General features: G+C 68.1%; 21 protein-coding genes and 1 riboswitch. Of the genes, 12 read left to right on the plus strand and 9 right to left on the minus strand.

What is annotated here, in order from left to right; translation table 11 throughout:
- Nucleotides 1–34: 34 nt before the first annotated feature.
- The 3 genes from RVY76_RS15905 (at nucleotide 35) to RVY76_RS15915 (ending at nucleotide 1,602) form a co-directional block, all read left to right on the plus strand.
- Entirely contained in the window at nucleotides 35–271 is a 237-nt protein-coding gene (locus tag RVY76_RS15905; protein WP_317376876.1) for a FitA-like ribbon-helix-helix domain-containing protein, read from the plus strand.
- Nucleotides 268–723, plus strand: a complete 456-nt coding sequence (locus RVY76_RS15910) for a type II toxin-antitoxin system VapC family toxin (RefSeq protein ID WP_317376877.1) — start codon at nucleotides 268–270, stop codon at nucleotides 721–723. The genes RVY76_RS15905 and RVY76_RS15910 overlap by 4 nt, the downstream gene beginning before the upstream one ends.
- 72 nt (nucleotides 724–795) lie before the next feature.
- Nucleotides 796–1,602: a CoA ester lyase gene (locus tag RVY76_RS15915; protein ID WP_317376878.1), complete on the plus strand. Its 807-nt coding sequence runs from the start codon at nucleotides 796–798 to the stop codon at nucleotides 1,600–1,602.
- 55 nt (nucleotides 1,603–1,657) lie between these two features.
- Here RVY76_RS15915 and RVY76_RS15920 read toward each other — a convergent pair whose 3' ends face one another.
- Nucleotides 1,658–3,127, minus strand: a complete 1,470-nt coding sequence (locus RVY76_RS15920) for an aldehyde dehydrogenase family protein (protein WP_317376879.1) — start codon at nucleotides 3,125–3,127, stop codon at nucleotides 1,658–1,660.
- A gap of 135 nt (nucleotides 3,128–3,262) precedes the next feature.
- Nucleotides 3,263–3,362: riboswitch (TPP riboswitch) on the plus strand.
- Nucleotides 3,363–3,416: 54 nt separating this feature from the next.
- Here RVY76_RS15920 and thiM point away from each other — a divergent pair.
- The 6 genes from thiM to RVY76_RS15950 all read left to right on the plus strand — a co-directional run bounded on the left by thiM (nucleotide 3,417) and on the right by RVY76_RS15950 (nucleotide 8,436).
- Nucleotides 3,417–4,208 (plus strand): hydroxyethylthiazole kinase, encoded by a 792-nt coding sequence (gene thiM / locus RVY76_RS15925; protein ID WP_317376880.1) that lies wholly within the window; start codon nucleotides 3,417–3,419, stop codon nucleotides 4,206–4,208.
- Complete coding sequence (thiE, locus tag RVY76_RS15930; RefSeq protein ID WP_317376881.1) at nucleotides 4,205–4,819, plus strand: thiamine phosphate synthase; 615 nt, start codon at nucleotides 4,205–4,207, stop codon at nucleotides 4,817–4,819. Before thiM ends, thiE begins: the two co-directional genes overlap by 4 nt.
- On the plus strand, nucleotides 4,816–5,622 hold the full coding sequence (gene thiD, locus RVY76_RS15935) for a bifunctional hydroxymethylpyrimidine kinase/phosphomethylpyrimidine kinase (RefSeq protein ID WP_317376882.1): 807 nt from the start codon (nucleotides 4,816–4,818) through the stop codon (nucleotides 5,620–5,622). Before thiE ends, thiD begins: the two co-directional genes overlap by 4 nt.
- Nucleotides 5,619–6,284 carry a thiaminase II gene (gene tenA / locus RVY76_RS15940; protein WP_317376883.1) on the plus strand — a complete coding sequence of 222 codons (666 nt, stop codon included), beginning with the start codon at nucleotides 5,619–5,621 and terminating at the stop codon, nucleotides 6,282–6,284. The genes thiD and tenA overlap by 4 nt, the downstream gene beginning before the upstream one ends.
- Before the next feature lie 177 nt (nucleotides 6,285–6,461).
- Complete coding sequence (locus tag RVY76_RS15945) at nucleotides 6,462–7,025, plus strand: HupE/UreJ family protein (protein WP_317376884.1); 564 nt, start codon at nucleotides 6,462–6,464, stop codon at nucleotides 7,023–7,025.
- A gap of 40 nt (nucleotides 7,026–7,065) precedes the next feature.
- Nucleotides 7,066–8,436, plus strand: coding sequence for an aldehyde dehydrogenase family protein (locus RVY76_RS15950; protein ID WP_317376885.1), 1,371 nt, complete (start codon nucleotides 7,066–7,068; stop codon nucleotides 8,434–8,436).
- Here RVY76_RS15950 and RVY76_RS15955 read toward each other — a convergent pair.
- From RVY76_RS15955 to RVY76_RS15980, 6 genes are read right to left on the minus strand one after another with little or no spacing between them, the layout of a single operon-like run.
- Nucleotides 8,414–9,523, minus strand: coding sequence for a sulfotransferase (locus RVY76_RS15955; RefSeq protein WP_317376886.1), 1,110 nt, complete (start codon nucleotides 9,521–9,523; stop codon nucleotides 8,414–8,416). The two genes, RVY76_RS15950 and RVY76_RS15955, sit on opposite strands and share 23 nt — an antisense overlap.
- Nucleotides 9,513–10,634, minus strand: a complete 1,122-nt coding sequence (locus RVY76_RS15960; protein WP_317376887.1) for a glycosyltransferase family 2 protein — start codon at nucleotides 10,632–10,634, stop codon at nucleotides 9,513–9,515. Before RVY76_RS15960 ends, RVY76_RS15955 begins: the two co-directional genes overlap by 11 nt.
- A gap of 4 nt (nucleotides 10,635–10,638) precedes the next feature.
- Nucleotides 10,639–11,439: a lysophospholipid acyltransferase family protein gene (locus RVY76_RS15965; RefSeq protein ID WP_317376888.1), complete on the minus strand. Its 801-nt coding sequence runs from the start codon at nucleotides 11,437–11,439 to the stop codon at nucleotides 10,639–10,641.
- Nucleotides 11,423–12,946 carry a phytoene desaturase family protein gene (locus RVY76_RS15970; protein ID WP_317376889.1) on the minus strand — a complete coding sequence of 508 codons (1,524 nt, stop codon included), beginning with the start codon at nucleotides 12,944–12,946 and terminating at the stop codon, nucleotides 11,423–11,425. The genes RVY76_RS15965 and RVY76_RS15970 overlap by 17 nt, the downstream gene beginning before the upstream one ends.
- Nucleotides 12,943–14,484 carry a phytoene desaturase family protein gene (crtI, locus tag RVY76_RS15975; RefSeq protein WP_317376890.1) on the minus strand — a complete coding sequence of 514 codons (1,542 nt, stop codon included), beginning with the start codon at nucleotides 14,482–14,484 and terminating at the stop codon, nucleotides 12,943–12,945. Before crtI ends, RVY76_RS15970 begins: the two co-directional genes overlap by 4 nt.
- Complete coding sequence (locus tag RVY76_RS15980; protein WP_317376891.1) at nucleotides 14,481–14,945, minus strand: DUF2141 domain-containing protein; 465 nt, start codon at nucleotides 14,943–14,945, stop codon at nucleotides 14,481–14,483. Before RVY76_RS15980 ends, crtI begins: the two co-directional genes overlap by 4 nt.
- Before the next feature lie 60 nt (nucleotides 14,946–15,005).
- Here RVY76_RS15980 and RVY76_RS15985 point away from each other — a divergent pair, with 60 nt between their 5' ends.
- From RVY76_RS15985 to RVY76_RS15995, 3 genes are read left to right on the plus strand one after another with little or no spacing between them, the layout of a single operon-like run.
- Nucleotides 15,006–15,884, plus strand: a complete 879-nt coding sequence (locus tag RVY76_RS15985; protein ID WP_317376892.1) for a squalene/phytoene synthase family protein — start codon at nucleotides 15,006–15,008, stop codon at nucleotides 15,882–15,884.
- Nucleotides 15,881–16,741 carry a squalene/phytoene synthase family protein gene (locus RVY76_RS15990; protein WP_317376893.1) on the plus strand — a complete coding sequence of 287 codons (861 nt, stop codon included), beginning with the start codon at nucleotides 15,881–15,883 and terminating at the stop codon, nucleotides 16,739–16,741. The genes RVY76_RS15985 and RVY76_RS15990 overlap by 4 nt, the downstream gene beginning before the upstream one ends.
- A complete protein-coding gene (locus RVY76_RS15995) occupies nucleotides 16,738–17,988 on the plus strand; it encodes an FAD-dependent oxidoreductase (protein ID WP_317376894.1) in 1,251 nt (416 codons plus the stop codon). Before RVY76_RS15990 ends, RVY76_RS15995 begins: the two co-directional genes overlap by 4 nt.
- Here the strand turns inward: RVY76_RS15995 and treS are convergent.
- Both treS and RVY76_RS16005 read right to left on the minus strand, forming a co-directional pair.
- Nucleotides 17,985–21,275 (minus strand): maltose alpha-D-glucosyltransferase, encoded by a 3,291-nt coding sequence (gene treS, locus RVY76_RS16000; protein ID WP_317376895.1) that lies wholly within the window; start codon nucleotides 21,273–21,275, stop codon nucleotides 17,985–17,987. The genes RVY76_RS15995 and treS overlap by 4 nt on opposite strands.
- Complete coding sequence (locus RVY76_RS16005) at nucleotides 21,272–23,239, minus strand: alpha-1,4-glucan--maltose-1-phosphate maltosyltransferase (RefSeq protein WP_317376896.1); 1,968 nt, start codon at nucleotides 23,237–23,239, stop codon at nucleotides 21,272–21,274. The genes treS and RVY76_RS16005 overlap by 4 nt, the downstream gene beginning before the upstream one ends.
- Between the last annotated feature and the right edge of the window lie 19 nt (nucleotides 23,240–23,258).

Genomic DNA, 23,258 nt, shown 5'->3' on the forward strand with positions numbered 1-23,258 from the left:
TTTTGATGGCATTCCGCTTTCGGGGAGAGGTTCCATGGCTCAATTGACCGTCCGCAACATCGACGACAGCATCGCCGCCGCCCTCAAGGCCCGTGCGACGGCATCCGGCCGTTCGGCCGAGGCCGAGCATCGGCGCATTCTCGAAGAGGCGCTCGGCCGTCCCGGCGGCATCGATTTCTTCGACCGTGCCCGCACGCGGCGGGTAAAGCTCGGCGCGGCCGGGCCTGTCACCACCGACCTGATCCGCGCCGACCGCGACCGCACGGAATGAGCCTCGCCGGCGGGCTGGTTATCGACGCCTCCGTCGCGATCAAATGGCTGATCGACGAGGATGGAAGCGATACCGCGTTGTCGCTGCGCGATGCGGATCTGGCGGCGCCCGCCCTTCTCAGGATCGAGGTCGGCAACGTGTTGCGGACCCTCGCGGCGCGACAGGCGATCGCACCAGCCGAAGCACGCGATCTCTTCGCCTTCTTCCAAGAGGCCCCCGTGGCCATTGCCGATCCCGACGATGCGCTCGAACGCCGCGCGCTCGACCTGGCGCTCGATCTCGGCCACCCGATCTACGATTGCGTCTACCTCGCGCTGGCCGAACGGATGGACCGGCGGCTCGTCACGGCCGATCTGCGCTTCGCCCGGGCGCTCGGATCGACCGATCATGCCGCTCGCATCCTGACGCTCGCGGATGTCGAGCGAACCCGCCCTTCGGGCGGCAGCTTCTGATCCGTACCTGCGGATTTCGCGTGGTCCGCAACCGATCGCGCGGATAGTCTTCCTCGAAGGGAGGACACCACCATGACGCTCGACGAGATCGCCCTGCCCCTTTTCCTGCCGGCCGCCCGGCTCGATCGGCTCGACAAGGCCCTGAATTCCGGTGCGGATGCCGTGATCCTCGACCTCGAGGACGCCGTCTCCGAGGCGGAGAAGCCCGGTGCCCGCGCAGGGCTGAAGGGGGCGTTGCCCGACACGCCGCCCGTGCCGGTCCTGCTCAGGATCAACGGTGGCGACACCCCCTTCTTCGACGAGGATGTCAGCGCGGCCTCGGTTCTGCCGGTGGCCGCGATCGTCGTGCCCAAGGCATCCGATCGCGGCATCTGCGCCGAAGTCACGCGGCGGACGGGCAAGCCGGTCATCGGGATCATCGAATCGGCGCTCGGGGTGCACCACGCGCATGACGTGGCCGGGGCCTGTCGCAGGCTCGCCTTCGGCTCCATCGACCTCGCCGCCGATCTCGGAATCGCCCATGACCGGCAGGCGCTGGCCTTCGCGCGCTCGGCAGTGGTCATGGCCTCGCGGCTCGCGGGGCTCGTCCCGCCATGGGACGGCGTGACGATCGCAACCGGCGATGCCGAGGCCGTCGCCGACGATTGCCGTCATGGCACGATGATGGGATTCGGCGGCAAGATGCTGATCCATCCCGCGCAGATCGCGCCGGCCCGCGCCGCCATGGCCCCCAGCGGGGCCGAGCGCGACTGGGCCCACCGCGTCGTCGCCGCGGCCGAAAAATCGACCGATGCCGTCAAGCTCGACGGAGAGATGATCGACGCGCCGGTCGTCGCGCGGGCACGCCAGATCCTCGCCCGCGCGGACCGGGTGCGCTGACCGCACGCACGAACCACTTCTGCCGGACCCCGCATACGCAGGGTCCGCCATCCAGTCACCCGTGGTTATTGACGATTGTCTTGATGGTGGAGAATTCGAGGAGGGCTGCGAAGCCCTTCTCGCGGCCGTGTCCGGACTTGCGGATGCCGCCGAAGGGCAGCTCGACCCCGCCGCCCGCGCCGTAGCCGTTGATGAAGACCTGGCCGCAGCGCATGGCCTTGGCGACCCGCTGCTGACGCCCGCCGTCGCGCGTCCAGACCGCCGCGACAAGGCCGTATTCGGTGCCGTTCGCGATCGCGATGGCCTCCGCCTCGTCCTCGAACGGGATCATGCAGACCACCGGCCCGAACACTTCCTCCTGCGCGATCCGCGCCTTCGGATCGCACGGCCCGAAGACCGCCGGGGCCACGTAGAACCCGCCGTCGGGCGCGCCCTCCCCGATCCGCCCGCGCGCCATCAGCGGCGCGTCGGCCTCGGCGATGTAGGTCTCGACCCGCTTCTTCTGCTTCGCCGAGATCAGCGGCCCCAGCGTCGCCCCGTCATGGTCCGACGCCTCCGCCTCGACCTCCCCGAACCGCTCCGCGAGCCGCGCGCCCACCGCGTCGAAGATGCCCCGCTGGACCAGCACCCGCGTGCCCGCCGAGCAGGTCTGCCCGCCGTTCTGGATCACCGCGTTGACCAGCACCGGCAGCGCCGCGTCGAGATCGGCATCCTCGAACACGATCTGCGGCGACTTGCCCCCGAGCTCCAGCGTGCAGCCGATGAAGTTCCGCGCCGCCGCCTGCTGGATCATCTGACCCACTTCCGGAGACCCCGTGAACGAGATGAAGTCGATGCCGGGATGATCGGCCAGCGCCTGTCCCGCACGCGCCCCCCGGCCCGTCACGATGTTGATCGCCCCCGGCGGAAAGCCCAGATCGGTCGCCATCCGCCCGATGGCGAGCGCGGTCAGGCACGCATCCTCCGCGGGCTTCAGAACCGCGGCATTGCCCATCGCGATCGCCGGCGCGACCGAGCGGCCGAACATCTGCGCGGGATAGTTCCACGGGATGATGTGGCCCGTCACGCCGTGCGGCTCGCGATGCACCTCGACGTTGTAGCCCTTCTGGAAGGGGATGACCTCGCCATGCACCTTGTCGGCCGCGCCGCCGTAATACTCGAAATAGCGCGCCGTCACCTTCATGTCGGCGCGCGCCTGCGCGATGGGCTTGCCGTTGTCGCGCGTCTCGAGCTGCGCGAGATCCTCGGCATGCTCGAGGATCCTCTCCGACAGCCGGATCATCAGCCGTCCCCGCTCGGCCGCCGTCAGCTCCGACCACGCGCCCCCCTCGAACGCCGCCCGCGCCGCCTGCACCGCCGCATCCACATCCGCCGCATCGCTGTCGGCGATCCGCGCGAAGACCTCCCCGTCGATCGGCGACACGACATCCATCTCGCCCCCCGACCGGGCCGGAACCCATTCCCCCCCGATCAGGTTCAGAGGCTCGGGAAGAGCGAGCTTCGAAAGGTTCACGACGTCCTTCATGCGGTTTCTCCTTCGGATTGGCGGATCTCCCCCGCGCATGCGCGCCCGGCAATAGCCCGAAGGGCGCCGGCATGCCAGTCCCCGGGCGTTCCCGCGCGTCCCTGTTGACACCTTCCCGCCGGCATGGAACGCTCGATCCCGCGACAGGGGCATCCGGCCGACAGGGCCGGGTTGAGACGCACCCTTGGAACCTGATCCGGATCATGCCGGCGGAGGAAGTTGCAACGCGAACGCGGTCCCGATCCGGGGGACCGCCGCGCATCTTCCGCCGCCAGACGCGGGAGATGACATGGATACCCCCTCATACCATCTGGGCGCGATGCGCGATGCCGCACCGCTCGTGCAGAATATCACGAATTACGTCGCGATGAACGTCATGGCGAACGTGCTGCTGGCCGCGGGGGCGTCGCCCGCGATGGTCCACGCGCGGGGCGAGGCCGCCGAATTCGCCCGCATCGCCTCTGCACTCAGCATCAATATCGGCACGCTCGACGACGAATGGATCGAGTGCATGGCGATCGCCGCCGATGCCGCGCGCGAGGCGGGGACGCCCTGGGTTCTCGATCCCGTGGCCGTCGGCGCGACCGCGATGCGGCGCGAGGCGGGTGCGCGGCTCCTCGCGCTCGGGCCGAGGGTCGTGCGCGGCAACGCCTCCGAGATCCTCGCGCTGTCGGGGGCCGAAGCGGCGGGACGCGGGGCCGATGCCGCCGATGCCGTCGAGAATGCCGAGGACGCGGCCCGCGACCTCGCGCGCCGCACCGGTGCCGTCGTCATCGCGACGGGTCCGGTGGACTTCGCGACGGACGGAAGCCGGATCGCGCGGATCCGCAATGGCCATGCGATGATGCCGCGCGTCACGGTCATGGGATGTTCGCTGACGGGCCTCATCGCGGCTTTCGTTGCACCGGCCGACGACGCGTTCGAGGCCAGCGTCGCGGCACTCGCCCATTACGGTTACGCGGGCGAGATCGCGGCGCGCGAGGCAAAGGGCCCGGGATCGTTCCAGGTGGCATTTCTCGACGCGCTTCACGCGATCGACGGCCCCGGTCTCGACGCGGCCGCGCGGATCGAGCGGGCATGATACCGCCGCTCTATTTCGTCACGGATCCGGGTGCGCCGCTTTCGATCCCTGAACAGGCCGAACGCGCGGCGCGGGGCGGTGCCGGATGGGTGCAGCTTCGCCACAAGACGCTCGGCGATACGGATTTCGCGGATCTCGCCCGGACGCTGATCGACCGGCTGACGCCTTTCGGTGTCGCGCTGATCGTCAACGACCGGGTCGAGATCGCGCGGCAGGTCGGGGCGGCGGGCCTCCATACCGGACAGGGTGACGGCGACCCCATGGCGATCCGCGACCGGATCGGCCCGGACATGATCTTCGGCCTTTCGGTCGAAACGGACGCCCAGATCGCGGCCCTGCCGGAAAAGGGTCTGAGCTATCTGGGCGTGGGCCCGATGCGCGCGACCGCCTCGAAGCCGGACCATGCCCCGCCCATCGGCCTTCACGGCATCGCCCGGATCGTGGCGGCGACGCCCCTGCCCTGCTTCGCCATCGGCGGCGTCGGTCCCGGTGACATGGCCGCGCTCAGACGGGCGGGTTGCGCGGGGGCGGCCGTGATCTCGGCCATCTCGCGCGCAGCCGACCCCGAGGCCGCGGCAAAGGCCCTCATCGACGAATGGACCACGACATGATTCCCAACATCCTTTCCATTGCGGGATCCGACCCGTCGGGCGGTGCCGGCATCCAGGCCGACATCAAGGCCATCGCGGCGAACGGTGGCTATGCGATGGCCGCGATCACGGCGCTGACCGCGCAGAACACGCGCGGCGTGGCGCGGGTCGCGCTGACGGATGCCGACATGGTCGCCGCACAGATCGCCGCCATCCGCGAGGATATCCGCATCGATGCGGTAAAAATCGGCATGCTCGGCAATGCCGCGATCGTCGAGGCCGTCGCCCGCGCGCTTGACGGGCTCGGGGTGCCTGTCGTTCTCGACCCGGTGATGGTCGCCAAGGGGGGCGACCGGCTGCTTGCATCCGAGGCGGTCGCGGCGCTCTCCGAGCTGCTGGTGCCGATGGCGACGATCCTCACGCCGAACCTGCCCGAGGCTGGCGACCTCCTGGGGCGGGAGGCCGCGCGCGACGCGGCGGGAATGCGCGAACAGGGGCGCGCACTCCTCGCGCTCGGCTGTGGTGCCGTTCTGATGAAGGGAGGGCATCTGCCGGGCGACGCGGTGACGGACCTGCTGGTCACGCCCGAGGGCGAAATGACGATGACCGGCGCGCGCATCGCGACCGCGAACACGCACGGGACGGGTTGCACGCTGTCCTCCGCGCTCGCCACCGAGATCGCCAAGGGGCATGCCCTGCCCGACGCCGCCCGACGCGCCAAGGAATACGTCGCGCGCGCCATCGCGGCCTCGGGCGAGCTGTCGGTCGGCGGCGGTTACGGCCCGGTCCACCATTTCCACGCAGTCGCCGGAGACACGCAATGAGCTTTACCGAAACCCTCTGGGACGAAACCGCCGATCTGCAGGAGCGGATCCGCACCATGCCCTTCAACACCGAGATGGCGTCGGGCACCCTGCCGCCCGAGACCTTCCGCTTCTACATCATCGAGGACGCGCATTATCTCGAAGGGTTCGCCCGCGCGCTTGCCCTGACCGGGTCGCGCGCGCCAGACCCCGCGACCATCGCGCAGCTTTCGGGTGCCGCGGCGGGTGCCATCGCGGTGGAGCGACAGCTCCATGACGAATACATGGCGCTCTACGGCGTGACGCCCGAAGGTTTCGCCGCGAAACCTCCCTCGCCCGCCTGCGACCATTACGTCAGCTTCCTGATCCGGTCGGCCGCCACGGATCCCTTTCCGGTCGCGGTGACGGCGCTTCTTCCGTGTTTCTGCATCTATCTTCGCGTCGGCCAGTCCATCCATGCAGAGGCCGCTCCCGAGCATCCCTATCGCGCCTGGATCGACACCTATGCCGGAGAGGATTTCGAGGCTGCGGTCACGGCGATGCTCGTCCTCGTCGACCGGCTGGCCGATGCGGCGGACGAGCCCACGCGCATGGCGATGCGGCATGCCTTCGAGCGGTCGTCGCTCCACGAATGGACCTTCTGGCAGAGCGCCTACGAGAGGCGTGACTGGCAGCGCCCCTGACCGGAGCGCGCCGTTTCGCATATCGCCTTCATTTTAGGCGCTTTCAATCTCCGGATGCCTTGCTTGCAGGCATTCCGTTGTTGACCCTATCATCGCGGATCACCCGCTCTGGCCTTCACCGTCATCGAAGGCGAGGCAAGGTCATCACAGGATTTACGCACCGATCAGGATCTCGACATGACCCGACTTTCGCTCGCCCTCCTAACGACGCTCGCCGCGACGCCCGCGATGGCCCATCTGGACCCGGCAGCGCATGGATCGGTGCTTGCCGGGCTGTCGCACCCGGTCTTCGGGCTCGACCATATCCTGGCGATGGTGGCCGTCGGCCTCTGGGCCGTGGCGCTTGGCCAGCGGGCGGTCTGGGCGCTGCCCGCCGCCTTCGTCGGGGCAATGATCGTCGGATATGCGGGGGCCGTCGGGGGCGTCGGGCTGCCGTTCGTCGAGCCGATGATCCTCGTCTCGGTGATGGCGCTCGGCCTCGTCCTCGCCCTTGCCATCAGCCTGCCGCTCGGCGGGGCGGTGGCGCTCACGGCACTGTTCGGGCTCTTCCACGGCCACGCGCACGGGGCCGAGCTCGGCGCGGCGGGGGCACTGGCCTTCGGCGCGGGATTCGCGCTGTCGACCGCGCTGCTCCACGCGGCCGGCGTCGGAATTGCGCGCGTGGCGACCGACACGCGCGTCCTGAGAGCCCTCGGCCTGCTCACCGCGATCAGCGGCGCATCGATCGCGCTGGCTGGCTGACGGACGGGATCGCCGCCCGCTCCGCACTATGTCGGAGCAGATGAGCGATACGGATTCCGACGACCTTCACGCCGCCCAGGCCCGCCTGAGCCGGGCGGGCCCCGCGACCCCGGCCGAACGGCGCGCGCATCTCTCGGCGCTGGCGCGCGAGACCCGCGCGCATGCCGAGGAGATCGCGCGCGCCATCGATGCGGATTTCAACGGGCGGCCCCGGACCGAGACCATGCTGGCCGAGGTCGCCATGGTGCTCGAGAACATCCGCTGGACGAAGGCCAGGATTGGCCGATGGACCAAGGCCGAACGCGTCCGGCTTTCCCCCGAATTCTGGCCCTCGCGCGCACGGGTCGAGCGGGTGCCGCTCGGCCTCGTCGGCATCCTCGCGCCGTGGAACTATCCCGTTCAACTCGCGCTCGTTCCGCTGGTCGCGGCGTTGGCCGGGGGCAATCGCGTGTTGCTGAAACCGTCGGAATTCACGCCGCGGACCAGCGCAGTTCTGTCGAAGATCGTCCATGCCGCCGTCGGCGATCGCGCCCGCGTCGTCGAAGGCGGCGCGGAGGTCGCGCAGGCCCTGACGCGGATGCCGCTCGACGGAATATTCTATACCGGATCGACGGCGACTGGGCGGCGGGTCATGGCGGCGGCGGCCGAAACCCTCACCCCCGTGACGCTGGAGCTTGGCGGCAAATCCCCGGCGATCGTCCTGCCGGGTGCCGATCCCGACCGCGTGGCGCGCTCCGTCATGGCGGGAAAGCTGCTCAATGCCGGGCAGACCTGCATCGCGCCCGATTACCTGCTGGTGCCCGAGGGAAGCGAGGAAGGGATCCTCGCCGCGTTGAAATCCGCGTGCCGGGCACTTTATCCCGACCCGTCGGGCGGCGATTACGCGGCGATCGCACGTCCCGCCGACCGCAGGCGGCTCAAGGGCCTGCTCGGTGGTGGACGGGCTGTGCCGCTGATGGACCGGATGCCGGAGGCTCCACACCTCGGGGCCTATGCCGTGCTAGACCCCGATCCCGAAAGCGACCTGATGCGTGAGGAGATCTTCGGGCCGATCCTGCCGATCGTCGCCTATCGCACGCCCGACGATGCCGCGCGGTTCGTCCGCGCGCGCGACGTGCCGCTGGCGCTCTATGTCTACGGGCCGGATGTCGGGGCCTGCGAGCGGATGGTGGCGCAGGTACCGTCAGGCGGCGCGATGATCGACGATTGCGTCCTGCATGTGGCGGCCCATGCCCTGCCATTCGGCGGGGCGGGCGCATCGGGCATGGGGGCCTATCACGGCGAGGAAGGGTTCCGCGCCTTCACCCGTCCGCGCAGCATCATGGTGCGGTCGCGTTTCGCGCCCATCGGGATGTCGCGGCCGCCCTACGGAAAGGCGATCGAGCGCATCATCCGCCTGCTGCTTCGCTAGGCCGTCCGTAGGCCGCGAAATCGGCGGGCCAGAGCCTGCGGAGCGCGTCGCGACGCGCGGGCGGAAGCGGGCTCGACTGCGTGCGGTATCCCGCGACCTCGCGGCAATAGCCGATCGCGGAACCGGCCCCGCCCGGAAGGTCCAGATCGGCCCAGAGCCGTCCGAGCGTCGCGTCTGGATCGGCCACCAGATCCTCGAAGGCGATCTCGGCAAAGCAACCCTCGGGCAGCGCATCGCGCGAACGCCTCAGCGATGCCATCATCTCGGGATAGGTCTCGAGGATCGCGGCGTCGAGATCGACCTGCGCGGCGTCCTGGAACGACATCTCGCGCAGCGCAATGGCGAGCGCGCGATGCGCGGAGGAAAAGACCGCCGCAGGGTCGCGATGGATATGGATGACCTTCGCACCGGGAAAGAGCTGCGCCAGCAGATCCACGCGCGCCGTATAGGCAGGGTTCTTCAGCAGCAGCGGTCGATCGACCGACCGGCGTCCCATATTCCGGACATAGCGTGCGATCGCGCGCTCGCGGCCCCGGCGCGTGCGGGCCGTCCCCAGATGAAGAAGTCCCGCGCGGTAATCGCGCGCGAAGTGACGGGGAAAGTAGAGCGCGTGGAAATAGGACAGCGGCCCAGTATTGGCGAGGCCGACCTCGTCCTCGGTCGGGTCGTCGCGACCGATCTCGACCCCGTCGATCAGGCGGTTGGCGGGCAGGTGCGGCTCGATCATCGGGCGCATCAGCGGGCCGATCGTGCGCCGCTCCCATGGCAGCGCGGCAAGGACCGGCGGCACCGTCGCGAAGGCCCCCGAGGCGGCCAGCACGTTATGAAGATGCGTCGTTCCGCTGCGGGGATGCCCAACGACAAAGACCGGCGGATGCGCAGGCGCGGAGGCACCGGCATCGAGCACCCGTTCGGCCAGCGTGAAGGGCAGCCGGAAAACCGACATGGCGCAGGCGATGGCGAAGGCCGGAACGCGCGACGGCGCGGGCATCCCCCCGCGCGCGACGACCGACAGAAGCGTCAGCGGATCCGCCCCGCATAAGGGGTGGAACCATCGGTGCCAGGGAAAGCCCCCTTCAGCCGGCATCGTAGCTGCGCCCGCGCCAGCTCCGCCGGCCGCGGCCCGCCCCGACGAGCGCGTTCCACTGGATCGCCAGCACGATGCAGATGCCGACGGGGTGCAGCAGCACCGAGATCAGCGATTGGCGGACCTTGATCGCGGTGGCCAGCCGCGCCGAAAAGACCAGCACCAGCGCCGCGAGAGAGACGAGGAAGGCAAGCCCGTTGCCGGTCAGGATCGACAAGGGCACCAGCAGGTAGGGCAGGACATGTCCGCCCCCCAGAAGCAGCGTCCAGACGGGCAGCGCCACGGGTTTCGCCATGCCCTCGGCGGCGTTCTTGCCGAAGCCGGACCAGATCTCGTCCCAGGTCTCGTACATGCGGCATGTGGCGAGCGGCGTCGCATCGATCAGGTCCGTGCGTGCACCGCTCGTCCGCAGCAGCCTCGGGAGCAGCAGGCCGTCATGCATGGTGAAGCGGATCGCCTCGTGCCCGCCCGCGCGCTCGTAGGCCGCCCGGCGCACCATCATCATCTGCCCGCACCCGGCGGCGAAACCCGGATTGTCCGACGTCCGCGCGAAGGGCAGAGGGAGATAGCCCAGCAGCAGCACGAAGATCTTGGGGATGGTCAGCTTCTCGGCCAGCGTCTCGGTGCGCTGCCGCGGAAACCCGCTCAGCAGGTCGAGATCGCGGGCCTCGAGATGCCCCGCCATGCGCGACAGGCAATCGGGGGCGATACGCACATCGGCATCCACGAAGAAGAGGATCTCGTTGCGGGCTGCACGGCCCAGCCGGTCGCACGCATATTGCTTGCCCGCCCAGCCCTTCGGCAGGTCGTCGCCCCGCAGCAGGCGGATGCGGGGATCGGCGGCCGCGCGCTCGGACACGATCCGGTCGGTGCCATCGGTCGATCCGTCGTCGAGGACGATCACCTCGAGATCGACATCCCGGTTGGCAAGCACCGCATCGAGCGCGGGGCCGATATTGCGGGCCTCGTCGCGGGCGGGCAGCAGGACCGAGATCGCCGGAAGGCGTGCGGCCGGGTCGCGCTTCGGCGCGCGGAAGATCGACAGATTGACGAAGGTCACGACGGCGTAGAGACCCGCCAGGCCGAGCGAGAGGATGGCGAGGGGCAGCACGGGGTCAGGTCTCCTCCATGTGATCGGCGACATAGCGCCGTCCCTGCGCGGCGGCACGCAGCCGCCCCCAGGCATCGTAGATTCCGCCGACCCCGGACCGCCCCGCGAGAAGGCGCGTGAAAGCGGCGGGATCGCGGGCCGTGGCCCGATCGGCCAGATCGCCCATCGCGGTGTCGAGCGCGGCGGAAAGACGACCGTTGAGCGCCTCGGGCGGTTCGGTCCCGTCATGCGTCACGGGCGTCCCGAAAAGCGCGAGCGCCTCGGGGCGCTTCTCGCTCCAGAAGGGATATTCGACCGCGAGGGGCAGCGCCACCGTTTCCGGACATCGCGCCATCAGGCGGGCGACGCCGCCCTGCAATTCGGGCGGCCGCAGCCGCGGATCGGCAAAGCCGCCCTGCGCCGTGACCCAGAGCATCCGCGCGGGATCGGCCATCAGGCGTTCGCCCGTCCGGAGAAACTGCGCGCCACCGCGCCGCGGATCGCGCTCGACCCCGAAAAGCCCGATGCGCCGCATGAAGCGGTATTTCTCGAGCATCGGCGCCTCGATGACGCCATAGCTCTCGCGGTCCGTGAATATCTCGGCGGCAAGAAGGATGAAGAATGCCGGGTCCCACCACGAGGGGTGGTTGGCATAGACGAGGAGCGGACGATCCCCGGGCAGGTCCGGCAATCCCGGCCGTGCAAGCCGCACGGCGCGGAACCCCTGCCGCATCTGCCGACGCATGATACCCGCGAAGAACCGGCACATGGACGGCGAGCGGAGGGCGACGGGATCGCCGCCCGCCGTCTCATTCCGCGACGGCATGGACCGTCTCGTTGCGGGTCGCGTCCTGGTCGAGCGTATCGGCCGCGATCCAGCCCGACATCAGCGCCATCGGCATTCCGGGCCCCGGATGCGCCGATCCACCGGCGAGATAGAGACCCGGCACCTGACGCGAGCGGTTGCCCGGCTTGAACGCGCCGTAGACCTTGCCGTGACTGACGAGCCCGTAGATCGCCCCGTCGAGCACCTTGTAGCGGTCGTGGATGTCCTGCGGGGTCAGCACGTCCTCGGTGACGATGCGATCCTCGATATCCTCCATCCCCGCGCAGCGCTTGAGCTTGTCGAGGATGGTGCGGCGATAGTCCGGCAGCATCTGCGACCAGTCCTGCCCCTCGCGCAGATAGGGCGTATGGACGAGGATGTAGAGCGCCTCGCCGCCCTCGGGGGCGACGCCGGGCTCCGTCCGGGCGGGGGCCGCGATATAGGCGGTCGGATCGGTGGCAGGGTGCCCCTCGTCGTAGATCTCGCGAAACTCGTCCTCTGGGTTCTTCGAAAAGACGAAGTTGTGATGGGCGAGATGGTCGTAGGCCTTGTCGAGCCCGAGATAGAGGACCACGCCCGAACAGGCGGCCTCGCGCTTGCGGCCCTTCTGGAACTCGGTCCACGGCTCGCCGCCCACCAGCTCGCGATAGGTGCGGACGCTGTCCATGTTCGACACGACGAGGTCGAAGGGCACCCGCTCGCCATCAGCGACGATGGCGCTGGCGCGACCCTGCTCGGTCTCGATGCGCTCGACCTCCACGCCGGTGCGGAACTCCACGCCAAGCTCCTCGGCCAGCTGGGTCAGCGCGCGCGGCACGGCACGGGTGCCGCCCATCGGATACCAGACCCCCTCGCCCACCTGCATCTGCGCGATTCCGCAGAGCACCGCCGGAGAGGCCAGAGGGGACGAGCCGACATACTGGATGAAATGCTCGAGCATCTGCGCGACGCGCTTGTCGCGGACGTTGCGCTTGACCTGCCCCGCGACGGTGCGGTGCATCCTCAGCGACATGACATCCGACAACGTCGAGAGGTTGAAGGAGCTCTTCATGTCCATCGTGTCGCGCAGATCCTCGACCGATTTCCAGAAGAAGAACCGGTCCGACACGTCCGACAGCCGGTTCGCGACCTTGAGGAAGTCGTCGTAGCCCTGCACGTCGTCCGGCGCGAAATCCTGCAGCGTCCGGCGCATCGTCTCGCGATCGTCCGCGAGATCGAGTACCGATCCGTCCTCGTAGAAACAGCGCCATTGCGGGTCGAGCCGTCGCAGGTCGAGATAATCCGACAGGTCCCGCCCCGCCTCGGCGAAGATCCGTTCGAGCACGCGCGGCATGGTCAGGATGGTAGGCCCCATGTCGAAGCGGAAACCATCGCGTTCGAGCACGGCCGCCTTGCCGCCGAGCCAGGAATTGCGCTCGAACAGCGTGACCTGATGGCCCCGCGCGGCCAGCGTGCAGGCCGCGGCCAGACCGCCGAGGCCCCCGCCGATGATACCCGTCCTGCTCATTCTGCGGCCTCCTTCTCTGCGCTGGTTCCGATCGGTGCGGGCAGACCCATATCCGCGGCGGCGAGCCGGCTCGCGATCCGCGCGCTCTCGAAGATCGTGGGCAGGCCCGATCCGGGATGCGTGCCGCCCCCCGTCAGATAGACGCCGTCGACATCCTCGAACCGGTTGCGCGGCCGCCAGTGGAGCATCTGCCCCAGATTGTGGGCGAGATTGAACGTCGCACCGCGATAGATGCCCATCTGCGACTGCCAGTCGTCGGGCGTGTACATGATCTCGGTCTTGATATGCGGCCGGATGTCGTGACCGCAGAGCCGTTCGAGCCGCTTGAGGATCTTCTCGCGATAGATCGGTGCCAGCGTCTTCCAGTCGGTCCCGCCCTCCAGATTGCCGACCGGCACCAGTACGTAGAGTGCCGAATGTCCCTCGGGGGCGAGTGTGGGATCGGTGACCGAGGCGTTCTGCACGTAGATCGTCGGATCGTCCGGGGCCTGGCCCGCATCGATCTCGCGGATATTCGTGAGGTAGTCGGGCGACAGGAAGATCGTGTGGTGATGCATGTCGCGGAACTCGCCCTCGACGCCGAGATAGAGCATGAAGGTCGAGCAGGAATACTTCTTCGAGGCGATCTTGCGATCGGTCCAGCGCTTGCGAAGGTTGTCGGGCACGATGCGCGGGATCGTCGTCGCGAAATCGCCGTTCACCACGACCGCGTCGGCGGGATAGCTGCCCTTGGCGGTGATGGCACCCGTGGCCTTGCGGCCGTCGAAGGTCAGATGCTCGACCGGTTCCGACAGGCGGATATCGACGCCCATCTCACGGGCGACGCGCGCCATCGCGTGGGGCACCTGGTTGACGCCGCCCTTGGGGTGATAGACGCCGTACCCGTATTCGACATGCGCCACGATCGTGAAGAGCGACGGGCACTTGAAGGGCGACATGCCGAGATATTTCGACTGGAACGAGAAGGCGAGCCGGACGTCGGGGTTCTTGAACCAGCGCTTGAGATCCTGATCGACGGTCAGCCAAGGCCGGAACAGCTTCAGCGCGCGCGCCATGTCGGGCTTCATCATCGAGCCCACGTTGTGGAACGGGCGCTGCAGCAAAGGCTTGAAGAGGTCGAACTTGGCCTTCGTCTCGTTGAGGTATCCCGGCACGTTCTTCGCGTCCTCGGGATCGATCCGCGCGACCTGCGCCGTCAGACGCTCCACGTCGGGCGTCGCCTCGAGCGTCGTGCCGTCGTCGAATTGCAGGCGGTACATCGGATCGAGGCGCGTCATCTCGAGTTCGTCGTCGAAGGACCGCCCGCAGGCCGCGAAGATTTCGCGCAGGATGTCGGGATAGAGGAAGAAGGTCGGGCCGATATCGAAGGTGAAGCCATCCTGCCGGATCGCGCCCGTGCGCCCGCCGACCTGGTCGGCGCCTTCAAGGACCGTGACATGCGCCCCCGCCGCGCGAAGCAGCATCGCGGTGGCGAGGCCGCCGGGCCCCGCGCCCACCACAACGGCGTGGCTCCCCCGTTCGAGTCTCGGAGCGTTCATCGGAAATACCTCATCGTCATGGTCAAGCGTCCGCCACCGGGGGGTATCACCACCGCCGCATCGGCGTAAGAGGGCGGGCCGAAGCGCATGGGCGCATCCCGGCTGAATGCCATCCCCTCGGTCGGACGGCCGAGCAGGTTTCGGTCGATTTTTCCGTTGCGGTTCTCGTCATGGAAGGCCTGAACCGCGTATTCGCCGGGCGGGACGTCACGGATCGTCACGCGACCCTCTGCCGCAGGGGCGGAGGCTCCGAATGCGCAGCTCGGCTCGAGGAAATGCTCCCGCTCGCAGATGGCCACGCGCAGATCGCCAGCCGCGCTGCGAAGGCCCGTCGCACTGACGACGAGATCCGCCGCAGAGGACCCTGATCCGAGACCGATCGCCGCCAGAAGCGACAAAATGGCAAGCCGTGCGATCTCAACCTCCTTATTGATAGTCTCGCCCTTGTCTGAGACTACCATTCAGCAACCATGATACCGAATGCAACTCCGAGGAAAGCTAGTGCGGATTCACGCTCGATCATGCGGCGAAATGATGCGCCACCCGCGGCGCAGGGCGTCGCGATGAGCCGGGGCGAGAACTTTCCCGTGGCATCGCTCCTCGTGCGGCGTCGCAGTCGCAGGCTGATGGCTGCGTTCTACGATTTCGCGCGTGCCGCCGACGACGTGGCCGACGATCCGGTCCTGCCTTCCGGGGAGAAGCTCGCACGGCTCGACCGGTTCGAGGCCGGGCTCGACCTCGCGCCGGAAGGGGAGCCGTATGGCGTTGAACTCGCCCGGGTCCTGATCGCGGACGATCGCGGCGGTGCCACGATCCATGCCCGCGCGCTGCTGGGCGCATTCCGGCAGGATGCCGTGCGGACGCGCTATGCCAGCTGGGACGACCTTGTCGATTACTGCCGGATGTCGGCGGACCCAGTCGGCCGCTTCATCCTCGACATCCACGACGAAGCGCCCGCGACGTACGGTCCTTCGGACGCACTCTGCACCGTGCTGCAGGTGCTGAACCACATGCAGGATCTGCGCGCCGATTACCGCGATCTCGACCGGGTCTATCTGCCGCGGGACATGATGCAGGCGGCGGGATGCACCCCTGCCGATCTCGACCGGGACGCGGCAAGCCCCGGCTTGCGGGCCGCGATCGACGCGACCCTCGACCTCACGGACGGGCTTCTCGCGCAGGCGGCCCTGCTGCCGGGCCGTCTGACGTCGCGCCGTCTTGCCGGAGAGGTGCGCGTGATCCTCGTCATCGCCCGCAGGCTTTCAGCGAGGCTCCGCGCGGGCGATCCGCTCGCCACCCGGATCAAGCCCGCGCGCGGCGACGTCGTGCGCGCCTTCGCGGCGGGGATCGGCACGGCGCTCGGACCGCGACGCGCGGGGACGGCGCGCGTTTCGGCATGACGCATACGAGCCGGGGGAACGAGGCGGCCCATCTCGACAGCCGGCAGATCGTCGCGGCATCGGGCTCGTCCTTTGTCCACGGGATGCGGATCCTGCCGGCAGAGCGACGCGCCGCAATCTATGCGATCTACGCCTTCTGCCGCATCGTCGACGACATCGTGGATGCCCCGCGCCCGCCCGCGGAAAAGGCCAGCGCCCTTGCCTTCTGGGAGGACGAGCTCGATGCCATGGCCGCCGGACGGCCGCGGACCCCGCTCGGGCAGGAGCTCTCGGATGCCATCGACAGGTTCGACCTCCCGCCCGAAGAGCTCAGCCTGATCCTCGACGGGATGCGGATGGACATCCATCCGATCGTGGCCCCCGACGATGCGACGCTCGATCGTTACGTGCGCCGCGTGGCGGGCACGGTCGGGCTTCTGTCGATGCGGATTTTCGGGGCCTGGCGCGGCGCACCGTCCGAGCGCTTCGCGCTGTCGTTGGCCGAGGCACTGCAGCTGACCAACATCCTGCGCGACGTGGAGGAGGATGCGGCGCTCGGTCGGATCTACCTCCCACGAGAGACGCTCGACCGCGCGGGCGTGCCCGCCGATCCCGATCTCATCGCCGTCGCGCCGGGCCTTCCCCGCGCGCGCGCGGCGCTCGGGGTGCGGGCGCGGGCGGCCTTCGGGCAAGCCGCGCGCGAGGTTCCCGCCCATGACCGGCTGCGGATCGTGCCGGCGCTCCTCATGATGGGGCCCTACGAGAGGCTTCTGCGCCGGATGGAGGGCCACTGGACCGTACCCGCCCCGAGCCCCGGCTGGCGCAAGGCGGTGGACGGCATCGCCTGCGTGCTGTCGGGCGGGTCGGGCCTCAGATGAGGCAGATCCACATCGTCGGCGCGGGGCTGGCCGGTCTTGCATGCGCCGCACGGCTGAGCGAGGATCCGGGGCTCCGGATCACCCTCTGGGAGGCAACACGCCGCGCCGGTGGCCGCTGCTGGAGCTTTCACGACAGCGCGCTCGACCGGGTGATCGACAACGGAAATCACCTGATCCTGTCGGGTAACGCAGCCGTTCTCGACCACGCGCGGCGGATCGGGGCAAGCGACCGGCTGAGCATTGCCGAAGATGCCGCCCTGCCCTTCGTCGACCTTGCCGACGGAAGACGCTGGATTGTGCGGATTCCAGACGGCATCGGCGCATTTTGGCGACATGGGACCCGCCTTCCGGGCGGCACGGGTCGCGTGGCGCTCGACATCCTGCGCCTGCTTCGCGCCGGGCCGGGGCGGAGCGTCGGCGAAACGATCCCCGGCCGGGGTCCCGGATGGCGCGCCTTCTGGGAGCCGCTGACCCTCGCCGTCCTGAACGAGCCGCCCGAGCGTGGATCGGCCCTCCTCCTCGCGCGGGTTCTGCGCGAGACGGTCCTGAAAGGCGCGGGCGCGAGCCGCCCGGTCCTCGCGCCTGAAGGGCTCGGCCCCGCGCTGGTCGACCCGGCGCTTGCCCTGCTCGAACGGCGCGGGGCGCGTCTCAGATGGGGTGCGCCGCTGCGTGGAGTCGAATCCGCCGAGGGAAAGATCACCGCGCTCTCCTTCGGGTCCGAAAGCGTTCCCCTCGCACATGACGATGCAGTCGTTCTCGCCTCCGCCGATGCGATGGAGCGGGTGATCGACGGCGCGCGGCCCGCGCCCGGGCAGACCATTCTCAACGCGCATTTCCGCATCGCGCCGGACAAAGCGCGGGACTTGCCATCCATCATGGGTGTGGTCGGGGCGCGCACGCAATGGATCTTCTGCCGCGACGACGTGGTCTCGGTCACCGTTTCGGCCGCCGAAAGCTCCGGCGCGGCGGGCATGGCGAACGAGGCATTGCTCGACGCGCTCTGGCCGGACGTGCGCCGCGCGCTCGATCTGGGTGGCGCGCCCCCCCTCGCCCGGCGGCTGATCCGCGCCAAATCGGCGACGTGGGACCAGTCGGCCGACGCCGTCGCGCGCAGGCATTCGCCGGAAAGCCGGTTTTCGAACCTCGCCCTTGCAGGCGATCACCTTGCGACCGGCCTTCCCTGCTCCATCGAAGCCGCGATCCGCTCGGGCCTCGATGCGGCCCGGCGAATCGCTGACAGGAACTAGCCCGCGCGCGCGAGGGTCAGCAGGCCCCTGAGCGGGATCTCGACCCAATCGGGCCGCATCGCCATCTCATAGCCCACCTCGTAGCCCGCCTTCTGGATCAGGAAGAGGTCCAGCAACGCACGCTCGAACCCGGCATCCGAGGGATGCAACGCGCTGCCTTCCGCCACTTCGCGATAGGCCGACAGGAACGTCGCCTCCGTCGCGCGCCTCCATTCTTCGGCATCTGCCATGGTGCGGTCGGGGTCGGCCCCGAGCTCGATCCGACGGCGCAGAGTAGACCAGAGCGCGTAGTCGAAGCTCCGCAACATGCCCGCGACGTCGCGCAGCGGAGAGGTCTTCGCCTGCCGTTCCGAAAGCGGGCGCGCGGGCTCGCCTTCGAAATCGATGATCGTCACGTCGGTCTCGACGACAAGGACCTGTCCGAGATGATAATCGCCATGAATGCGGGCAATGCCGCCCGACGGCTCCATCCCTTCGAGCGCGTCGATCCGCGCGAGGAGCGCCGCACGCCGGTCGAGCAACTCTTCGGCCACGACGCGGCTTTCCTCGGGCAACGACCCCAGATGCGATTGCAACCGGTCGAGCGTGTCCGACAGTTCGGCCCGGACGGTCCGGGCAAGCTCGGATACCGTGTCGCGCGTCAGCGGCTCGCGGGCGAAGGCGCTGCCCTCGGCCCCGCTTGCCAGCGCGAGGTGAAGCTCGGCCGTCCGCTGCCCGAGGACGGTCGCGATATCGACCGGCCCGTCGAGGCTGGTGTCGTCCTCTGGCGACATCGCCTCGCGACCCGCCATCTCGCGTCGTTCGAGCCCGCGATCGAGCGCGCCCGTCACGTAGGTCCAGGCGTCACCCTGGTTGCGGACGAAATCGAACGCGGCGGCGAGAGTCGTGACCTCGCCATCCGCATCCGTCCAGTCGATCGTCCCGAGCAGCGCGGGGGCTGCCGCGAAATCGGTCTCGGATGTCAGGAACCGCGCGATCTCGATATCGGGCTGCACCCCCTGCTGGAGACGGCGATAAAGCTTCAGGATCACCGTGTCGGCAAAGGCGATCGAGGCGTTCGATTGCTCGCCCGACAGCAATCTCGGCTCGCCCGGATCGTCTGGGATCGCATCCATCCGGTCGGTTCTGGTGAAATCGATACGACCTGCCTGCGCGTCGATCTCCCGCCCGTCGCGCAGCGCCCTGAGCAGCGCCACGGCCATTGCCTCGTCCACGGCACCGTCAAGCACCGCACCCACGCTGTTGGCGCGGCGCAGCTTGGCCAGCGTCGCGGGGAGGCGCGGCGACATCGAAAGATTGTCCTCGCCCCAAACGGCCGAGAGGGGCATGAAATAGCGCTGCGTCGCGTCGCCGGCAGTCACATCGGCCACGGCGAGCATGTGCCGCCCCTCTTCCATCTGGGCGAGCTGGGTCAGCTCGACCCCGTCGATCCGGTTCTCCTTGGCGGCGAACCATCTCTGCATGGGCAGGTAGTCGCGCAGCGTATCCTGCACGAAAGCCCCCGCCGCGCGGTCCGACAATGCACCCGCGAGCGTCCCGTCGCGCGTGGTGAGCGTCAGGAAATCCGGCAGGATCTGTCCTTGCGGTGCGTTCCATCCCGACGCGTCATCCGCCTCGGACAGCAGGAACCAGTAGAAACCGTATCCGGGCAGCGTCAACATATAGGGAAGCGTGCCCACCGCAGGAAAAGCCGATTGCCCCGTCATCTCGATCGGCACGCGCCCGTCGAATTCGTGCAGGTCGATCTCGGCCGCCTGGGCCTGACGCGACAGGTTCGCGACGCAGAGTACCGTCTCGGACCCGTCGCGGCGCAGATAGGCGAGAACCTTGCGGTTCGCGGGATAGAGCAGCTCGATCTCGCCGCGCCCGAAGACCGGATGGCGCTGCCGAACGCCGATCATCCGGCGGATCCAGTTCAGAAGCGATGTGGGCGAGGCCTGCTGCGCCTCGACGTTGATGGCCTGATAGCCGTGGACCGGGTCCTGAATCGTCGGCAGGTAGAGCTGCTGGGGAAGCGCGCGCGAGAAACCGGCATTGCGGTCGGCCGACCACTGCATGGGCGTGCGGACGCCGTCCCGGTCGCCGAGATAGTAGTTGTCGCCCATGCCGATCTCGTCGCCGTAATAGACGATGGGCGTGCCCGGCATCGACATCAGCAGCGAATTGAGAAGCTCGATCTTGCGGCGGTCGTTCTGCAGCAGCGGCGCGAGGCGACGGCGGATCCCCATATTGATCCGCGCCCGCTTGTCCGACGCGTAGAAGTCCCACAGATAGTCACGCTCGCGATCCGTCACCATTTCGAGCGTCAGCTCGTCGTGGTTCCTCAGGAAGATCGCCCATTGGCAATCCTCGGGGATCTCGGGCGTCTGCCGGATGATGTCCGAGATCGGATAGCGGTCCTCCTGCGCCACGGCCATGTACATCCGCGGCATGAGCGGGAAGTGGAAGCCCATGTGGCATTCGTCGCCCTCGCCGAAATAGGGGCGCGTGTCCTCGGGCCACTGGTTCGCCTCGGCCAGCAGCATCCGGCCCTCGTAATGCTTGTCGAGATCGGCGCGGATCGCCTTCAGCACGTCATGCGTCTCGGGCAGGTTCTCGTTGTTGGTGCCGTCGCGCTCGACCAGATAGGGGATCGCGTCGAGCCTCAGGCCGTCGACACCCTTGTCGAGCCAGAAATGCATGGCATCGAGCACGGCCTCCATCACGGCGGGATTGTCGAAGTTCAGATCGGGTTGGTGATCGAAGAAGCGGTGCCAGTAGAACTGCTCCGCCACCGGGTCCCACGTCCAGTTGCTGTCATGGGTGTCGTTGAAGATGACCCGCGTCTTGTCCATCCATTTCTGCGGATCGTCGGACCAGACGTAGAAATCCCGCTCGGGGCTTCCCTTCGGCGCGCGGCGGGCGCGCTGAAACCATTCGTGCTGGTCCGAGGTGTGGTTGATGACGAGCTCGGTGATGACCTTCAGGCCGCGCCGGTGCGCCTCGGAGACCAGCGTCTCGAAATCCTCCATCGTGCCGTAGGACGGGTTGATGGCCTTGTATTCGGAGATGTCGTAGCCGTCGTCGCGAAGCGGCGAGGGATAGAACGGCAGTACCCAGATCGCCGTCGCGCCCAGATCCTCGATATGATCGAGCCGCTGCATCAACCCTTTGAAGTCGCCGATGCCGTCGCCGTTCGAGTCCTGATATGCCTTGATATGCAGCTGGTAGATGACGGCATCCTTGTACCAGTCCGCCGCCTGCCCGTCCGTCGCCTGCGCCATTGCGCCCGTCACCATGTCGTTCATTCGGCCTCCCGCGGCACCAGCTTCCAGATCGCGTAGGGCCGCGTCTGCGGATCGAGGCCCAGGATGTGCGTCTTGCCGTGCCAGTCAAACCCGTTGCCATGCACCATGTCCACCACCCCGATCGCACCGTCGTCGGGCAGGCCGAATTCCCAGAGCGGGACTTCGAACGAGAACTCGGCGGGGTTGAACGGGTCGATCAGCACGTGAAAGAGCAGGTAACTGCCCGAACTCCGGTCGAAACGACCGTAATAGAGCACCCGGTCGTCCGATGCGTGATAGAACCGCAGGTTGCGGAAGTCGCGCATCGCGGGCTCGGTCCGGCGGATATGGTTGATGAGACGGACATCTTCCTTGATGTGACCCGGCGCATCGTAGTCGCGATGCTTCAACTCGTATTTCTCGGAATCGAGATATTCGTCCTTGGGCGGCAGCCAGTCCGCCTCGCACAGCTCGAAGCCCGAATACATCCCCCAGTTCCCGACAAGCGATCCGGCCATCAGCGCGCGGGTCCGAAAGCCCGGACGGCCCGACGTGTGGTTGAAATACGGATTGATGTCGGGCGTGTTGGTGAAGAAGTTCGGCCGCATGTGATCGCGGCATTCCTCGGTCGTGAGCTCGGTCAGATACTCCGCCAGATCGGCCTTCGTGTTGCGCCAGGTGTAGTAGGTATAGCTCTGGTTGAAGCCGAGCTTGGCGAGCCGCTTCATCACCTTCGGGCGTGTGAACGCCTCGCTCAGGAAGATCGCGCCGGGATGCGCGTCCCGAACTTCGGCGATGATCCATTCCCAGAACGGGAACGGCTTGGTGTGGGGGTTGTCGACCCGGAAGCACAGCACGCCCCGATCGGCCCAGAACAGAAAGATGTCGCGCACCGCCTTCCAGAAGGGGGCGTTCGGGCTTCCATCGTCGTTGTAGTAGCGGAAGTTGACGATATCCTCATATTTCTTCGGCGGATTCTCGGCAAACTTGATGCTTCCATCGGGCCGTCGCTCGAACCAGTCGGGATGTTCCTCGATCCAAGGGTGATCGGGCGAAGCGTTGAGCGCGATGTCCAGCGCGATCTCGAGCCCCTTCTCACGGGCCGCCGCGACCAGCGCGTCGAGATCCTCAAGCGTCCCGAGTTCGGGATGGACGTCGGTCATTCCGCCCTCGGGCGATCCGATCGCATAGGGCGAGCCGACATCGCCGGGCTCGGCACGCAATGCGTTGTTCTTGCCCTTGCGGTTCGTCGTGCCGATCGGGTGAATGGGCGGGAAATAGAGAACGTCGAACCCCAGATCCCGCACGTAGTCGAGCCGCCCGATCACGTCGCGGAACGTGCCGTGCCTGCCCGCGGACCCGGCGGATCGTGGGAAAAGCTCGTACCAGGCCGAGAACGCGGCGCGCTCGCGATCGACCCAGACGGGGATTTCCATGGGATATTCGGTGACGTTGCCGCGCGGCCCGATCCGGTTCATGAGCTCGGCCGCCTCAGCCGTCAGCAGCGTCTCGGCATTGCCCTTCTTCGCGGCGGTGGCGAGCGCCTTGAGCGTTCCGGCCGACCCACGCGGGGCCTTGGTCCGCGAAAGGAGATCCGCCGCCTCCTTCATCTCGACCGCGACATCCTGGCCCGCGTCGATCTTCTTGCGGGTATCGCGCGCCCAGGTGCCCCAGAGATCACGCCACGCGATGATCTTGAAACTTGACGGGCCATTACGGTCGAACGTGACCTCCGCTCCCCAGCGGTCGTTGTCGACAAAGGCCATCCGCTCTTCGCGGCCGTCGGGCAGGACCACCGCCGCCGCGACCACCTCGTGGCCGTCGCCGAAGATGTCGGCCTCGATCGCGAAGGGCCAGCCCTCGACCGCTTTCGCGGCGAACCGGCCCCCGTCGATCATGGGCGCGACCGCCTCGATCACCAACCGATGTTGCGCGAGCTCTTCGAGGCTCGCGTCCTTCATGTTCTTCTTCGTGTCGGACGACATATCCGGGGTTCCTCACCGC

It is taken from the genome of Palleronia sp. LCG004 (genome assembly GCF_032931615.1).
GTDB lineage: Bacteria > Pseudomonadota > Alphaproteobacteria > Rhodobacterales > Rhodobacteraceae > Palleronia.

Excerpts from the sequence above, each read along its gene's own strand:
- crtI (WP_317376890.1), bottom strand. The coding sequence starts at position 14,484 with ATGAACGCTCCGAGACTCGAACGGGGGAGCCACGCCGTTGTGGTGGGC.
- RVY76_RS15920 (WP_317376879.1), bottom strand. The coding sequence starts at position 3,127 with ATGAAGGACGTCGTGAACCTTTCGAAGCTCGCTCTTCCCGAGCCTCTG.
- thiM (WP_317376880.1), top strand. The coding sequence starts at position 3,417 with ATGGATACCCCCTCATACCATCTGGGCGCGATGCGCGATGCCGCACCG.
- RVY76_RS16005 (WP_317376896.1), bottom strand. The coding sequence starts at position 23,239 with ATGTCGTCCGACACGAAGAAGAACATGAAGGACGCGAGCCTCGAAGAG.
- RVY76_RS15985 (WP_317376892.1), top strand. The coding sequence starts at position 15,006 with ATGCGGCGAAATGATGCGCCACCCGCGGCGCAGGGCGTCGCGATGAGC.
- RVY76_RS15990 (WP_317376893.1), top strand. The coding sequence starts at position 15,881 with ATGACGCATACGAGCCGGGGGAACGAGGCGGCCCATCTCGACAGCCGG.
- RVY76_RS15965 (WP_317376888.1), bottom strand. The coding sequence starts at position 11,439 with ATGCCGTCGCGGAATGAGACGGCGGGCGGCGATCCCGTCGCCCTCCGC.
- RVY76_RS15980 (WP_317376891.1), bottom strand. The coding sequence starts at position 14,945 with ATGGTAGTCTCAGACAAGGGCGAGACTATCAATAAGGAGGTTGAGATC.
- RVY76_RS15950 (WP_317376885.1), top strand. The coding sequence starts at position 7,066 with ATGAGCGATACGGATTCCGACGACCTTCACGCCGCCCAGGCCCGCCTG.
- RVY76_RS15955 (WP_317376886.1), bottom strand. The coding sequence starts at position 9,523 with ATGCCGGCTGAAGGGGGCTTTCCCTGGCACCGATGGTTCCACCCCTTA.
- RVY76_RS15915 (WP_317376878.1), top strand. The coding sequence starts at position 796 with ATGACGCTCGACGAGATCGCCCTGCCCCTTTTCCTGCCGGCCGCCCGG.
- thiE (WP_317376881.1), top strand. The coding sequence starts at position 4,205 with ATGATACCGCCGCTCTATTTCGTCACGGATCCGGGTGCGCCGCTTTCG.
- thiD (WP_317376882.1), top strand. The coding sequence starts at position 4,816 with ATGATTCCCAACATCCTTTCCATTGCGGGATCCGACCCGTCGGGCGGT.
- tenA (WP_317376883.1), top strand. The coding sequence starts at position 5,619 with ATGAGCTTTACCGAAACCCTCTGGGACGAAACCGCCGATCTGCAGGAG.
- RVY76_RS15910 (WP_317376877.1), top strand. The coding sequence starts at position 268 with ATGAGCCTCGCCGGCGGGCTGGTTATCGACGCCTCCGTCGCGATCAAA.
- RVY76_RS15945 (WP_317376884.1), top strand. The coding sequence starts at position 6,462 with ATGACCCGACTTTCGCTCGCCCTCCTAACGACGCTCGCCGCGACGCCC.
- RVY76_RS15995 (WP_317376894.1), top strand. The coding sequence starts at position 16,738 with ATGAGGCAGATCCACATCGTCGGCGCGGGGCTGGCCGGTCTTGCATGC.
- RVY76_RS15905 (WP_317376876.1), top strand. The coding sequence starts at position 35 with ATGGCTCAATTGACCGTCCGCAACATCGACGACAGCATCGCCGCCGCC.
- RVY76_RS15970 (WP_317376889.1), bottom strand. The coding sequence starts at position 12,946 with ATGAGCAGGACGGGTATCATCGGCGGGGGCCTCGGCGGTCTGGCCGCG.
- treS (WP_317376895.1), bottom strand. The coding sequence starts at position 21,275 with ATGAACGACATGGTGACGGGCGCAATGGCGCAGGCGACGGACGGGCAG.